The 12,764-nt window shown below is 47.2% G+C and carries 18 protein-coding genes and 1 pseudogene; 9 read left to right on the forward strand and 10 right to left on the reverse strand.

Annotation, left to right across the window (positions count from 1 at the left end):
* The first annotated feature begins 130 nt into the window (after positions 1–130).
* Positions 131–343, forward strand: a complete 213-nt coding sequence (locus M1D90_RS09270) for a hypothetical protein (protein ID WP_023855949.1) — start codon at positions 131–133, stop codon at positions 341–343.
* Between the two features lie 149 nt (positions 344–492).
* Here the strand turns inward: M1D90_RS09270 and M1D90_RS09275 are convergent, their stop codons facing one another.
* Positions 493–1,119 (reverse strand): esterase/lipase family protein, encoded by a 627-nt coding sequence (locus M1D90_RS09275; RefSeq protein ID WP_456283387.1) that lies wholly within the window; start codon positions 1,117–1,119, stop codon positions 493–495.
* A gap of 557 nt (positions 1,120–1,676) precedes the next feature.
* Between M1D90_RS09275 and M1D90_RS09280 the strand changes: the two genes are divergently transcribed.
* Together M1D90_RS09280 and M1D90_RS09285 are read left to right on the forward strand one after the other, a co-directional pair.
* On the forward strand, positions 1,677–2,051 hold the full coding sequence (locus M1D90_RS09280) for an antibiotic biosynthesis monooxygenase family protein (RefSeq protein ID WP_341045647.1): 375 nt from the start codon (positions 1,677–1,679) through the stop codon (positions 2,049–2,051).
* Positions 2,048–3,019 (forward strand): GNAT family N-acetyltransferase, encoded by a 972-nt coding sequence (locus M1D90_RS09285; protein WP_456283389.1) that lies wholly within the window; start codon positions 2,048–2,050, stop codon positions 3,017–3,019. Before M1D90_RS09280 ends, M1D90_RS09285 begins: the two co-directional genes overlap by 4 nt.
* A 14-nt stretch (positions 3,020–3,033) precedes the next feature.
* Here the strand turns inward: M1D90_RS09285 and M1D90_RS09290 are convergent, their stop codons facing one another.
* The gene (locus M1D90_RS09290; protein ID WP_023855944.1) at positions 3,034–3,231 is read right to left on the reverse strand and encodes a CDGSH iron-sulfur domain-containing protein; all 198 of its coding nucleotides are present in this window, start codon (positions 3,229–3,231) and stop codon (positions 3,034–3,036) included.
* 109 nt (positions 3,232–3,340) lie between these two features.
* Here M1D90_RS09290 and M1D90_RS09295 point away from each other — a divergent pair, with 109 nt between their 5' ends.
* Both M1D90_RS09295 and M1D90_RS09300 read left to right on the forward strand, forming a co-directional pair.
* A complete protein-coding gene (locus M1D90_RS09295; protein ID WP_020452052.1) occupies positions 3,341–3,664 on the forward strand; it encodes an iron-sulfur cluster biosynthesis family protein in 324 nt (107 codons plus the stop codon).
* Between the two features lie 13 nt (positions 3,665–3,677).
* Complete coding sequence (locus M1D90_RS09300; RefSeq protein ID WP_003183211.1) at positions 3,678–3,917, forward strand: YqkC family protein; 240 nt, start codon at positions 3,678–3,680, stop codon at positions 3,915–3,917.
* A gap of 22 nt (positions 3,918–3,939) precedes the next feature.
* Here the strand turns inward: M1D90_RS09300 and M1D90_RS09305 are convergent, their stop codons facing one another.
* Positions 3,940–4,869 carry an alpha/beta hydrolase gene (locus M1D90_RS09305; RefSeq protein WP_023855943.1) on the reverse strand — a complete coding sequence of 310 codons (930 nt, stop codon included), beginning with the start codon at positions 4,867–4,869 and terminating at the stop codon, positions 3,940–3,942.
* Positions 4,870–5,025: 156 nt separating this feature from the next.
* On the opposite strand from M1D90_RS09305, the gene M1D90_RS09310 reads away from it, so the two are divergent.
* Positions 5,026–5,259, forward strand: a complete 234-nt coding sequence (locus M1D90_RS09310) for a YqkE family protein (protein ID WP_023855942.1) — start codon at positions 5,026–5,028, stop codon at positions 5,257–5,259.
* Positions 5,260–5,300: 41 nt separating this feature from the next.
* On the opposite strand, the gene M1D90_RS09315 is transcribed toward M1D90_RS09310, so the two are convergent.
* From M1D90_RS09315 to mciZ, 4 genes and pseudogenes are all read right to left on the reverse strand, one after another.
* A complete protein-coding gene (locus M1D90_RS09315; protein ID WP_456283391.1) occupies positions 5,301–6,221 on the reverse strand; it encodes an aldo/keto reductase in 921 nt (306 codons plus the stop codon).
* A gap of 73 nt (positions 6,222–6,294) precedes the next feature.
* Positions 6,295–6,642 carry a DoxX family protein gene (locus M1D90_RS09320; protein ID WP_456283393.1) on the reverse strand — a complete coding sequence of 116 codons (348 nt, stop codon included), beginning with the start codon at positions 6,640–6,642 and terminating at the stop codon, positions 6,295–6,297.
* A gap of 5 nt (positions 6,643–6,647) precedes the next feature.
* Entirely contained in the window at positions 6,648–7,253 is a 606-nt protein-coding gene (locus M1D90_RS09325; protein ID WP_043054376.1) for a TetR/AcrR family transcriptional regulator, read from the reverse strand.
* 100 nt (positions 7,254–7,353) lie between these two features.
* Positions 7,354–7,470, reverse strand: a pseudogene (mciZ, locus tag M1D90_RS09330) (Z-ring formation inhibitor MciZ); the annotation flags it as partial.
* Between the two features lie 76 nt (positions 7,471–7,546).
* Between mciZ and M1D90_RS09335 the strand changes: the two are divergent.
* From M1D90_RS09335 to M1D90_RS09345, 3 genes are read left to right on the forward strand one after another with little or no spacing between them, the layout of a single operon-like run.
* A complete protein-coding gene (locus tag M1D90_RS09335) occupies positions 7,547–8,104 on the forward strand; it encodes an NUDIX hydrolase (protein ID WP_026579348.1) in 558 nt (185 codons plus the stop codon).
* Positions 8,101–9,264, forward strand: a complete 1,164-nt coding sequence (locus M1D90_RS09340) for a TIGR00375 family protein (protein ID WP_026579349.1) — start codon at positions 8,101–8,103, stop codon at positions 9,262–9,264. Before M1D90_RS09335 ends, M1D90_RS09340 begins: the two co-directional genes overlap by 4 nt.
* Positions 9,265–9,284: 20 nt before the next feature.
* A complete protein-coding gene (locus M1D90_RS09345; protein WP_023855935.1) occupies positions 9,285–9,737 on the forward strand; it encodes a GNAT family N-acetyltransferase in 453 nt (150 codons plus the stop codon).
* 272 nt (positions 9,738–10,009) lie between these two features.
* Here M1D90_RS09345 and M1D90_RS09350 read toward each other — a convergent pair whose 3' ends face one another.
* The 3 genes from M1D90_RS09350 to M1D90_RS09360 all read right to left on the reverse strand — a co-directional run bounded on the left by M1D90_RS09350 (position 10,010) and on the right by M1D90_RS09360 (position 12,739).
* Positions 10,010–10,570: a GNAT family N-acetyltransferase gene (locus M1D90_RS09350; protein ID WP_039072810.1), complete on the reverse strand. Its 561-nt coding sequence runs from the start codon at positions 10,568–10,570 to the stop codon at positions 10,010–10,012.
* Between the two features lie 24 nt (positions 10,571–10,594).
* Positions 10,595–11,137 carry a GNAT family N-acetyltransferase gene (locus tag M1D90_RS09355; RefSeq protein WP_039072809.1) on the reverse strand — a complete coding sequence of 181 codons (543 nt, stop codon included), beginning with the start codon at positions 11,135–11,137 and terminating at the stop codon, positions 10,595–10,597.
* A 126-nt stretch (positions 11,138–11,263) separates the two neighbouring features.
* Positions 11,264–12,739, reverse strand: coding sequence for an NCS1 family nucleobase:cation symporter-1 (locus M1D90_RS09360; protein WP_026579352.1), 1,476 nt, complete (start codon positions 12,737–12,739; stop codon positions 11,264–11,266).
* Between the last annotated feature and the right edge of the window lie 25 nt (positions 12,740–12,764).

Here is a 12,764-nt window from a genome sequence, read left to right on the forward strand (position 1 = left end):
TATAAAATAGGTCTGCAAAAAAGAAAGCCCGAATAATTTGAAACAAGGGAGTTAATGGAACGATTTACAGGGGAAAAAAATATGCTGTTAATAAGATGTTCAAACAGCAAGTGAAAGGAGCCATAAAGCGATGATGATTACAGTAAAAATACGCCATACCGCTGAAACCGAAGGCACAGACATAGGTGACTTCACTCCTGCTGAACTCGAAAGCATCGTCCAGACGATCAGAAAATACGGAGCTTGGCTTTCACCTGATGCCGACGCAGATGATTATAAATTTACATTCCAAGACGCTAAATACAATCTCGAACAAAGAGTCTTTGAAATCATTGTGGAATAATCATATATCGACGGGGTTGACGGACACTGAATGAACGATCGGAAATGGCGTTTATTTAGAGTCCTTTTTATTTTTGCCGGGCGGGAAGACAGTCCCGATAAATGAGGAGGAGCCTTGAAGAAATTTAGCTCTTCAAGGTTCCTTCACTTTTACTTCCCGTTGACGGTCAAACCGTCTTTAATCAAGGCATTCACTTTGCTGCTGAACAAAAGGCCGACATGGCTTACGCCTGAGATTTGCACATTGTTTGCACCACCAAGTTTGGAGAGGCTGTTTAAGACGATATAGTCGCTTGTGCTGTAAATCGAAGTGTATGAGATTTTGTCATTCGGAGCGATTCCCTGAGGCGCCGTGTTTGTAACCAGCCGGTTAGCACCCCCAAGGGTAACGACATGTCCGACTTTATCTGCTCCGTCCAGATTTTTAATATAATAGAGCGTATTGGCCCCGCCCATGCTGTGGGCGACAATATCGACTTTTGATGCTCCTGTTTGATTCAGCACATGCTTGATGTATTCGGATAATGTCGGCGCATTGATTTTATTATTTCCTGTTTTATCGATAAAGTTGATGGCGTAAAGCTCACTGCTTGTCCAGCCTTGAGATTGTAAATACGATTTAATGCCGATGAAGTTATAATTGGCTCCGCCGATGCCGTGAACCATGACGACCGGATTGTGGGAAGCGGCGGAAGCTGTTGAAGGCCGGCATGAAAATACGGACACAACAGACAGCATGAAAATCAATAGAATAGATAAAAATGAATGGCGACGCATTGTTTCTCCTCCTAAAAAAGTAATAAGTTCACAACAACGACAATTCTATAAAACGAACATATGAAAACGAAGTGTAAAATTATCTATTTTTTACACTCGGAAAAAGAGCAGTATATGAAACGGTTTTTTGCCGCTGGGCGCGCCGGTATCCTATGGGGCAAGGTGAGTGAAGCTTTTCAGGGAGATGGCAAATCGATTTGTGCTGTTGAATTAGAACTAAGAATTTACTCCCATTCATCTACTGACGTATTAAAATGGTAAATTGGGAGCGGGAAACGGTATAATAAGGAAGCATATCCATTGCTTAGTTGCAGAACATTTGTGCCGATGGTCAGGTACAATGTTGAAAGGAGAGGTTAGATTTTGATGAAAACATGGGCACTGAAAACAATGTGCCTGTGCTCTCATGTGCAGTGTTTTTCCGACTGCAAAGCGGTCCGCTGCATATCAACAAAGTGTTGATTGCTTATCAGCGGAAAACGGGATTTTCGTAAAAAAAAAGACGTTTCGAATGATGACAGACCGGATCAGGATCAAGTCCTGTTTACCAAAGGGGGATGAACATGATTTCAATAACGCCGGAGCCGCCGTATTACGCAGTGATTTTCACATCGGTCAGAACGAACGGGGATCATGGCTACAAAGAGACGGCTGCGAACATGCTAAAGCTTGCCGCAGCACAGCCAGGCTTTTTAGGAGCAGAAAGCGCAAGGGACATGAACGGAAAAGGAATAACGGTTTCCTATTGGGAAAGCCTTGAGGCGATTGAAAAATGGAAGTTTCACAGCGAACACCGGCAGGCGAAGGAAAAAGGCCGAACAAAATGGTATTCTGACTTTGCCGTGCGGGTTGCAAAAGTTGAAGCCGCAAGGATTTCGGAGCGGCCCGGCCGGCCCCCGTCAGATGGCACCGGCGGGGAGGAAATGCAATGATTCAATTGTTAAATCATAAAGACCCGCACACGGCCCGCTGCATTGTAAATGTTCAAAGGCCGGCTTATGAAAGAGAAGCGGAGATTATTCAATTTCAGGGCATTCCGCAGCTGAATGAAACAGCTTTTGATGTGATGGATTCCCGTGATACTTTCATCGGCTGGTTTGAGGGAGAAGAATTAGCCGGAATCGCTTCCTTTATACATACAGCCGAAAAGCTGACGATCTGCAGGCTGGCCGTTCATCCCGTCCATTTTCGAAAAGGAATTGCGATGGCATTGCTTCGTTATCTATTGATGGAGAAGGAAGCCGAAGCGTTTGAAGTGACGACGGGAGCGGAGAATGAACCGGCAAAAGCGCTATATCAGAAATTGGGATTTTCCGAGATTGAGCAGTATGAACCTGAAAAAGGAATTGTTCTTTCAAGACTGACGCTGAATGCGCCGAGAAAGGTGAAAGTCGTCTCCTATCAAGAGGAGTGGGAGGGCGAATTTTTCAAAGAAAAAAAGCAGCTTGAAGCGCTTTTCCAGAATGAAGTCTTGCATATTCACCACATTGGAAGCACGTCAATTCCGGGGATGAGCGCCAAGCCTGTCATTGATATCCTGATCGAAGTAAACGATCTCGGCTCCGCAGCCCGCTTCGAAAAGGGGATGAAAATGCTCGGCTATGAATCGAAGGGGGAAAACGGAATTCCGGGGAGAAGGTTCTTTCAAAAAGGAGGACGGAAGCGTACACACCATGTCCATCTGTATGAAAGCGGGCATCCCGATATCAGGCGGCATCTCGCGTTTCGGGATTATTTAATCTCGCATCCGGAGCGGGCCGAAGAATATGCTGCTCTGAAGATGAAGCTGGCGGAGATGTTTCCGCTTGACATGGCAGGCTATGTTGACGGCAAAAACGGCTGGATAAAAGAGACTGAGCACTTGGCTGAACAATGGGAAAAGGGAGGGGAGGACAGGTAATGCCCCCTCCTGTTTCAGGCTCTGACACAAGATTCAAACGTTCCTTTGTGGCTTCCGTCACAGTAAGGCATTTTCAGCGATTTTCCGCATCTGCAGAGCGAAAAAGCGGGTTTTTCAGGGAACGGGTTTCCTTCCATATCGATCAGTTCGACGTCTCCCGTGACCCGGAAACCGCCGTTGTCCATCACTTTAATCTGCACTTTTTTGGGCATCATTCCACCTCCGAATCCCTTCATATTTATGCCTGACAGTCGGAAACGATGCGCTTTTTCCTGCTCCTGTGGTACAATGTCCGTAAACGAAATAGAGAAGGATGATATCATGCAGCTTGAAATCACTGCACAGGCAAAACAAGCCATTCAACGGGCAACAGAGCCTTATCCTGATAAAAAGATCCAGCTTCGCTATGATTCCGAGGGCTGCGGATGCGCGGTCAGCGGCGTGCCGGTTCTGTGGCTGACGGACGAATTATCGGGAAGTTGCGAGCCCCTTGAGACAAACGGGCTTCCGATTTATATTCAGTCATCGCAAAAAGTCTTTTTTGATGAAGCGATGACCATCGACTATTATGAGAAAGCGGGTGCCTTGATGCTGAAAAGTCCGGCACAGGTGCTTTCTCCCAGAATGAGTATTTTAGTGAAATAGGGTGGCGTTCGATTTGAATCAAAAGGTAAAATCTTTAAAACAAACCGCTCAAAATAAAACATGGGCGTCCTTTTTACATCAAAATCATCCGTATACACTCCTTCATTGGTCAATCGGAGGGACAGAGTCCGTCAAAAAGGATGTCTGGCTTCTTCAGGATGAAATGACTTTTGAAACAAAGGAATTCGATACAATTGAGACGGCCATCTCTTGGATCGGCGATCATATGAGCGACATTACGGATATTTTGTAGCACAAAAGAAGGCGGACGAGACTTATGCTCGTTCGCCTTCTTTACGCCGATTTGTGATCTCTTGAAGAAAGTCCCGCACCGTGTTTTTGTAGCTGGTTCTGTTTTGGGTATAGCTCATCGCGTGCGCACCTTTTTCAGCGATATAAAGTCTTTTCTCCCCCGGCTTCTTCTCGTAAAGCATTTCGCTCGATTCAGGCGGGATATAGTCGTCTTGTTTGCTGTGAATGAACAGCACCGGTTTTTTGATCTTCCCGACGACGGATAAAGGGGAGACATCACCGATGCGGTAGCCGTCCCGCCATCTCAAAAAGAGGCTGGCAAGCGGCAAAATGAAAGCTCCCGGAAGATGAAAATCTTCTTTCAGCCGGTAAACGAGCTGATCCTCAAATGTGGCAAACGGACAGTCGGCCACGTAAAAATCAGCGTCGGCATCGTCCATTCCCGCGTAAAGAAGCGTCGTGACAGCGCCCATCGATTCGCCGTGAATGCCGATCAGCGCGTGTTCGCCGTGTTTTTCCCGAAGCCAATGGACAACCGTTTTCAAATCGTTTTTTTCATAATATCCGTAGCTCGTTGTTTTTCCGCCGCTTGTGCCGTGCCTCCGGTGGTCATATATGACGGCGTTCCAGCCGAGATCAAGAAACAGATTCATATATTTGATCGAATTCAACAGATTCATCGTCACCCCGTGGCAGATAATCACGGTGTTTTTCGTTTTGTGCGGATGGACGTAGTATCCTTTAATATTGTAGCCGTAAGAAGAAGGGAGGTTGATTTCTTCTTTCGGGAGAGCGGCAAAAGCTTTTTCGTCATAATGGCCGTCAGCCGTTTCCCGCTCGATAATGTATTCGTCTGTCCGTTTTTTAATGTACATGATTTGATTCGTAAAATAGATTCCGAGCGCGGCAATAAACAGCAAAACCGCCCCGATAGCAGCCAGCCAAATCAACATCTGATGTATTCTTCCTTTCTTAAATGCTTCTCACTTTATCATACCACACAACGATTGGCATTTGCCGAGAGAGACGGCTCTCCGAGTGACGGCTTGCCTGAACTTTTAGATTCCTGATAAACTATCATCACAAACAGGGAGAACGGAGGACAGGATATGGGAAAGAAAAAACAAGACCCAAATGCCCGGCAGCTGCTGAAAGATGCGCTCGCCGACGATTTGAAAGATAAACTTCAGCAAATGAAGAGCGAATTGAAAGAGGAGGACGAAAAAAGAAAAGAGCGTGAGAAAGAGCGGCTCATCAAGGAAAGACAGGAAAGGGAAAAAAATAAAAGTTTTGAAGAGCTCCTCAACGAAAGCGGAATTGACGACTGGAAGAAGTATAAGTAAGAAAGCCCTGTCTGATCAAGAGACGGGGCTTTCTTATTGCTTTATTCGCGATGTGCAGTGTACACGCCGCGTTTTGTATAAAAGCGGAGTGCTTTGATTTCCTGTTCTGTCAGACCGCGTCCGCCGACAGATTCAACGTTTTCCCGAAGCTGGGAGATTTTGCTCGCTCCGGGGATGACCGCTCCGACAGCCGGCTGGGCGAGAATATACTTCATCGCGGTTTCGGTCGCGGATAAATCAGGCGCCGTTTTTTCAATGTCCGCTTTTGTTTTAACGAGTTCATCGTAGGAATACGATAAATAGCCGTTTTTCTTGATCGCGGCGTTTGCATCTGACAGAGGTTTTTCTGTCAGAATCCCTTTTGCCAAAGGTCCTCTTGCAATCACGCTGATTCCATGTTCTTCAAGGAGAGAAAGCCATTCCTCAGGCCGTCTGTCCAACAAGCTGTATTGCATCATGACCGTGACGATGTTTGATTTTTTGATGTATTCCTTAATGACGTTCGGCCGAATTGAAGAAATGCCGTAATGGCGGATGACGCCTTCCTGTTTTAATTCTTCAAAAGCTTCGATCGTTTCGTCGATATTGTCTTCAATCGTGCCGCCGTGCAGCTGATAAAGATCGATGTAGTCGGTTTGCAGCCGCTTTAAGCTGTGCTTGACGGCTTCTTTTATGTACGCTTTCCGGGGATCCCAGAACCAGCCCGGTTTTCCTTCCTCCCAGCGGTTTCCTGCTTTTGTCGCAAGGATCACGTCTTGGCGCCTTGATTTGATTGCTTCACCGACAATCTCTTCGTTGCGTCCAAAATCGTACAAGTCGGCAGTATCCAAATAATTGATGCCAAACGCCAAAGCTTCATCCAAAATTGACAGTGCGTGCTTTTTGTCTGTTCCGAGAGACATGCAGCCGAGGCCGACTTCACTCACCTGTATATCGGAATGTCCGAGCGTCCTTTTTTTCATAAGCTTCACTCCTTTTTTTCTTACTTTGAACGTAATACAAAGGAGCGAAGTTTTCAACCCATCGGCATCGGAATCAGAAGTACAGCTCGAAGATGATCACGCTTAGGGCGCAAATCAAACAAACCGCGGCAGGGATGGCCGTAAAAAAAGGCTGCCGCGCCCGGAATAGGTGGGCATGAATGGCGCCTGTCATAAGCAGGGAGAACAACAGCCCCGAGCCGACAGCCAGATGCACATTCCAAATCCCGGCGATCATGCCGAGCGCTCCGACGATTTCAAGAAACCCTGTTACTGGAAGAAACCACAGCGGGTATTGATAATGGCGCCAATGTTCCACTTGAAAAGGAACGTGCATCGCCTTGATTACGCCTCCGGTCAGCATAAATGCCGCCAATCCTGCTTTTACGAAAATAAATGCCACCATGTTCACTCCGTTTCTGGATGTTGCGGATTAACGAGCATCCCGTGGATCAAAAGATCCGTGATTTGTTTTGCGAGACTTGAGGGGTCTTTTGATCCGTCAAGCAAATAGATATCGGCAAGGTGCTCAATCATGCCTGTCAGGCATTCGGCAACGGTCTCCATTTCCAGGCCGGACCGGAAGTAGCCAAGCTCCTGCTCTGCTTTCAAGTTTTCTTTCAAGGCCAGTGTTAAATCTTTTTTCATTTCATATGCTTCCGGGCTGAGAAAAAAACCGATGCGGGTCAAATCCGGGTCCTCTGCCAAAAACCGAAATACAGCCTCTACAGCAGCCGTTACCCGTTTTGATACGTGTTTTTTCTCGATTCCTTCTTCTAAACGAAACGATTCGATCAGATTTTTTAAGTTCGCGTGAAAGCCATTGATCAGCTCGTTATAGATGGCGTCTTTGCTTGGAAAGTATAAGTAGAAAGACGGCTGAGTCAGCCCCGCTCTTTTGACAATCGTACTTACTTTCGTCTCATGGAATCCCCGGTTTGCAAATTCGTTTGCAGCAACTGTGAGCAGCCGCTTCCGGCTTTCTTTGCCTTTGCGTCCTTTTTCATTTCCCACATTCATCCGCCTCCAAAATAATACTTTCAAGTAACGTTACTAAAAAGTATTATTTCATGCGATCCTTCTTGATGTCAATCAAAATCATTCGATTTTCTTTTTCAGAAAGCCAGTCTTTCACATAGTGATACATTCGTCCGTATTCCTTCAGCTTGGCGCGGATTTCCCATGCTTTCCCCGACATGACGATGCGGTTGTTCAGCCGGTAGACCTTCATGGCGTGTCCCCCTTCCATGGTGTATGATAAAATGTATGGGATTAAAAGCCAGAGCAGAACTTAGGAGATGATCAAACTGAAGCATTTAGAGGAGAAAACCATATCTAAAGAAAAACTTTTTTCGGGCAAGGTGATCGATCTTTATCTTGAAGACGTCGAACTGCCGAATGGTAAAACGGGAAAGCGCGAAATCGTGAAGCATCCGGGCGCTGTTGCGGTGCTTGCTTTGACTGATAAAGGAAACATCATTTTGGTGAAGCAGTACAGAAAAGCGCTTGAACGGACGATCGTTGAAATACCGGCAGGCAAGCTTGAAAAAGGAGAGAAACCTGAATATACCGCGCTGCGGGAGCTTGAGGAAGAGACGGGATACACGGCGGCAAAGCTGGAGAAAATCACCGCTTTTTACACATCGCCGGGCTTTGCGGACGAATTGGTGCACCTGTATCTTGCCGAAGAGCTGACACCGCTTGAAGAAAAGCGCGAACTTGATGAAGACGAATTTGTAGAAGTAATGGAGGTGCCGCTTACAGGTGCGCTGAAATTGATGGAAACTCAGGACATCTATGATGCGAAAACGGCTTATGCCGTGCAGTATCTGGAGCTGAGAAAGGCCCTGCAAGCAAAAAAATGAAAGAAATATTCGCAGACATGCATATCCATATCGGGCGGACGGAATCAGGCCGGCCCGTTAAGATAACGGCTGCCAGAACGCTTACGCTCGACGAAATTTTGATTGAAGCAAGCGAGCATAAAGGAATGGAACTGATCGGCATTATAGATTGTCATTCACCGGAGGTGCTGGCGGAAATTGAAAAAGGGGTGTCTTCAGGCCGTTATACAGAGCTTGCAGACGGCGGAATCAAATATAAAGATACCGTGCTTCTGTGCGGTTCTGAATTGGAAATCAATGATGACAGATGCCGGGGCCCGATTCATGTGCTGGCATTTATGCCGTCGATCTCCGCAATGAAGCAGTTTTCCGCCTGGCTCTCGGAAAGGGTGACGAATATCCATCTGAGCTCCCAGCGCATCTATGAGACAGGCATCGGCCTTCAGCGGAAGGTGAAAGAGCTCGGCGGCTTGTTCATTCCCGCGCACATTTTTACGCCGCATAAGAGCCTGTATGGCAAAGGAGTCAAATTTTCGCTGCAAGAAGTGCTTGACCCGAAGATGATTGATGCGGTTGAACTCGGGCTGAGCAGCGACACCGATATGGCTTCACACGTATCCGAACTGAATCCCTATGCATTTTTGACCAATTCGGACGCCCATTCTCTTGGGAAAATCGGCAGGGAGTATAATAAGCTACACATTAAACATGCCAGCTTTCAAGAGTTTTCACTTGCTTTAAGAGGACAAGAAGGGCGCTGCATTGCCGCCAATTACGGAATGAATCCGCAGTTGGGCAAATATTTTCAAACCGCTTGTGAAACATGCGGCCGTTTGCAGGAGGCAGGTGAAACGGTGTGTAAAGCGTGCGGAAGCCGAAAGTTTACAAAAGGCGTCAGCACACGTCTAATGGAGCTTTACGATCAGGATAAAAGCCCGGTCAAGCGCCCGCCGTACGTTCACCAGGTTCCGCTGCAGCTGATCCCCGGCATCGGTCCGAAAACGATTCAGAAGCTGAAAGATGCTTTCGGCACTGAGATGAATATCCTTCACCGGGTAAAAGAAGGCGAACTAAAAGAAACCATTCGTCCGCAGACGGCTGATCTCGTGATCAAAGCAAGGAACGGGGATTTAGAGCTGAAAGCCGGAGGCGGCGGAACCTATGGAAAAGTGCAGAGCTGAAGGGGGCTTTGGAAAAAGGGATGGAGTGGAAACTAAAATCGTATGAGGAATTGTCGAAGGAAGAGTTGTACCGCATCATCAAGCTTAGAATAGACGTCTTTATCGTTGAACAAAACTGTCCGTATCATGAGCTTGATCACTTAGATGAGCGGGCACACCATTTATTTCTGAGCCAAGAAGGAGAGATCGCTGCGTATTGCAGGCTGTTCCCGAGCGGTACGGCTTACCCGGAGGCATCAATCGGCCGGGTGATCGTCCGTAAAGAGGACAGGGGAAAGGGATATGCGCAGACGCTTCTTGATCAAGCGCTCCGCTTTTTGGAAGACGAGCGGGGGGAGAAAAGGGTCAAGATCAGCGCCCAGAATCATTTGCGTTCCTTTTACGGCTCCTTCGGATTTAAAGCAATATCAGACGTCTATATGGAGGACGGCATTCCGCATGTGGATATGATCAAAACGGCAGAAACCGTATGACTTGCGTTCAGAACCCCGCCTTTCTATAATAATAAGATAAAAATTTGACAGGAGAGTGGGGAACATGGCCAAAAGCAAGGCAAGGAAAAAGCGTGAGCACATGTTGAGAAACACAGGCAGAGATGCCGCCGTATCAAGAGGCAAGGCGCCTGAATTCAGCACGCACGTCAGAAAAACGAAAAGCAGGCGGGAAGAGCTTGCAAAGCTGCATATGAAACATAAACGAAAGAACCCTTATGATTTGCTTCATGAAGATCATAAGGGTTCTTTTTTTAGAAGATGCGCGAATACATGCATGTGTCCCGATGTTCGCTTAAATCATTCGAAAGGTCATCGCTTTGTAAAACGGCTTCCAGCTGAAAGCCGAGGCGCTCCGCCATTTTTCTGCTTTTCGTGTTCATGCTGTCACAGCATATCTCAAGCCGCTTGGCTTTGATGTGTCCCCTCGCGAAATCAATCAGTCCGTTAAGTGCTTCGGTCATGTACCCCTGTCCGGCAAATTCAGAACTGCGCCAATAGCCGATTTCAAACCGTTTCGCTTGCCAGTTCATGCGGTGAAGGCCTGTGCTGCCGACGAATTTCCCCGTTTCTTTATGGAAAATATGCATCCGTAAATCGTTGCGCAAAATAAAATCGGCCTGTGCCTGCCTGACGTTGATTTCTACATGTTCTTCCTCGGGCATTTCCCTTGCAAACGGCATCCACGGCTTGAGCTCAGGCAACGATTTTCGAATGGCGTCATGGACGGCCGCGCCGTCGCCTGCCCTTGGCGCTCTGACAAAAAGGCGCGGGGTTTCAAAACTGTCCGGAAAATCGAGCAGTATCGGATTCATCCAGGTTCCCTCCAGATATTCTTTCTATTTTCGATTGTGCCATCTTCCCATCATAATCGTGTTGTTATATGTTCCGTCAGAAAGCCGCTTGTCTTTTTTTAAAATCCCTTCTATTTTAAAGCCATGCTTTTGATACAGGGCAGAAGCCCTCTCATTTGTTTCCGACACGCGCAGGGTCATTTTTTGAATGCCTGCGGCATCAGCCCAAACAATCGATTCGTTTAAAAGGCGTTTTCCAATGCCGTATCCCCAAAATTCTTTCAATACGCATACGCCAAACTCGATTTGATGAGAGAAGCGTTTTAAATCCTGTCCGGCACATCTTGAAAAGCCGACGATCCTGTTTCGAGCGACCGCCACTAAAAACAAGCATCGGTCATGTTCGCTGTCTCTTTTGATCAGCTCTCTAAAACCCGCTTCATCAATAAAACCTTCACCCTTTTCCCTGTCCAAATATTCGGTTTCTCCATCGATCTGTACCCTTACAGCAGATAATTCCTTTGCATCTTGTTGGACAGCTGGCCTGACGATGTAGCTCAGCCCTTTACCATCAAAGCGTTTGTTCATGAGATACTCCAATCATTTTTTATATCCATTAGTCTATCACATTCCTTAGCTCGAATTTGTTTAAAATGACTGAATATAACAAAAAATGGATCGCGAATAGCGTTTTCGCGGACCTTGAGCCCGTGCTTATACATTGCTTTCGGCAGCGTAGTCAGCGGTTTTATCTCTAAGGACGCCGGGTGGATGGATGCGCATCAAAAAGATGTATGCGGCAAATGCGAGCAGCACGCCTGAAAACCATGAAATATCATAGAGGGGTTTCAGGGCCGGCAAGTATGTCCCGATCAAAGACATAAACGCTCCAAGTCCAACTGCGGCAAATGCGCGGTAATTGTAGCCTTTATAGTACGTATACCTCCCGGTTAGAGAGTAGAGATCTTCGATGTGAAGCGTGCGCTTCCGGATGATAAAATAATCGGCAAGCATAACGCCTGCGACCGGCCCCAATATTCCGCCGATTGTGCCGAGAAACGAAAACACGCTCGCTTCATTCTCCATCAGCTTCCATGGGAAAGTGAACAGGGCCAAAACAGCTGTCAAATAGCTGCCTCGCTTAAAATCGATATATTTCGGCAAAAAATTGGCCAGGTCATAGGCTGGCGAGACAATATTCGCTGCAACGTTTACCGAAATGGCGGCGATGCAAAGCGTAATGACCGAAAGCGCGATCACATACGGGTTGTCAAAATGGGCGAGAATATCGACAACATCCCAAATCGGCTCCCCGAAGGCAGCCTGTGAGCCGGAGGTGACGGTAATGCTTGCAAATGCAAACAGAACGAATGTGCCCGGCAAACCGTAAAACTGCCCTCTGATTTGTTCTTTTTGAGAGGCTGCAAACCTCGTAAAATCGGGAATGTTCAAAATGAGTGTCGCCCATATGCCGATAATTCCCGTCACACCGGCAAGAAACGGCCAAATCAATTCGCCGAATGTCTGAAATTTTCCCGGCTGCGAATAAATCGGACCGAGTCCTCCCGCAATATCGACTGCCCACCACACCATTCCGCCAAAGACGAGATAAACGAGCGGGCCGGCCCAGACTTCAAACTTTCTGATCGACTCCATTCCGTGGTGAAGGACAAGCAGATGAATTCCCCAAAAGAAAGCAAATGACAAAAGCCCTGATAAATGCAATCCAAACAAGTTCCAATCGCCGCCGATGTCTTTCCAGCCGCTCCACACATTTAAGATCAGGATGTTAAGCGCCATGCTTCCCGCAAACGCTTGAATGCCGAACCACATAATCGCCACAAAACCTCTGAGAAGCGCCGGAATATTAGCCCCGTATATCCCGAAAGAAGCCCTGATTAACACGGGAAAAGGCACGCCGTATTTTGTGCCGGCATGTCCATTCAATGCGAGGGCTGCATAGAGCACGACCGAAGCGACTGCGATAATCCCAAGCACCTGCCACGGAGAAAGCCCGATCGCTATCAGTCCGCCAACCGTTGCGTAAGTCGGGATGTTATGGATGCAGCCCATCCAGATCGATGCGAAATTGACCGCTTTCCATGTGCGTTCCTCAGGCTTTAGAGGCTGCAGGTCGCTGTTTGAGAGTGTACGGTCTGATTGAACTTTTTCATATTGGACAGATTTCATATAATCCCTCCGCTTATTTTTAAGG

The sequence above is a fragment of the Bacillus sp. JZ34 genome, assembly GCF_053903205.1.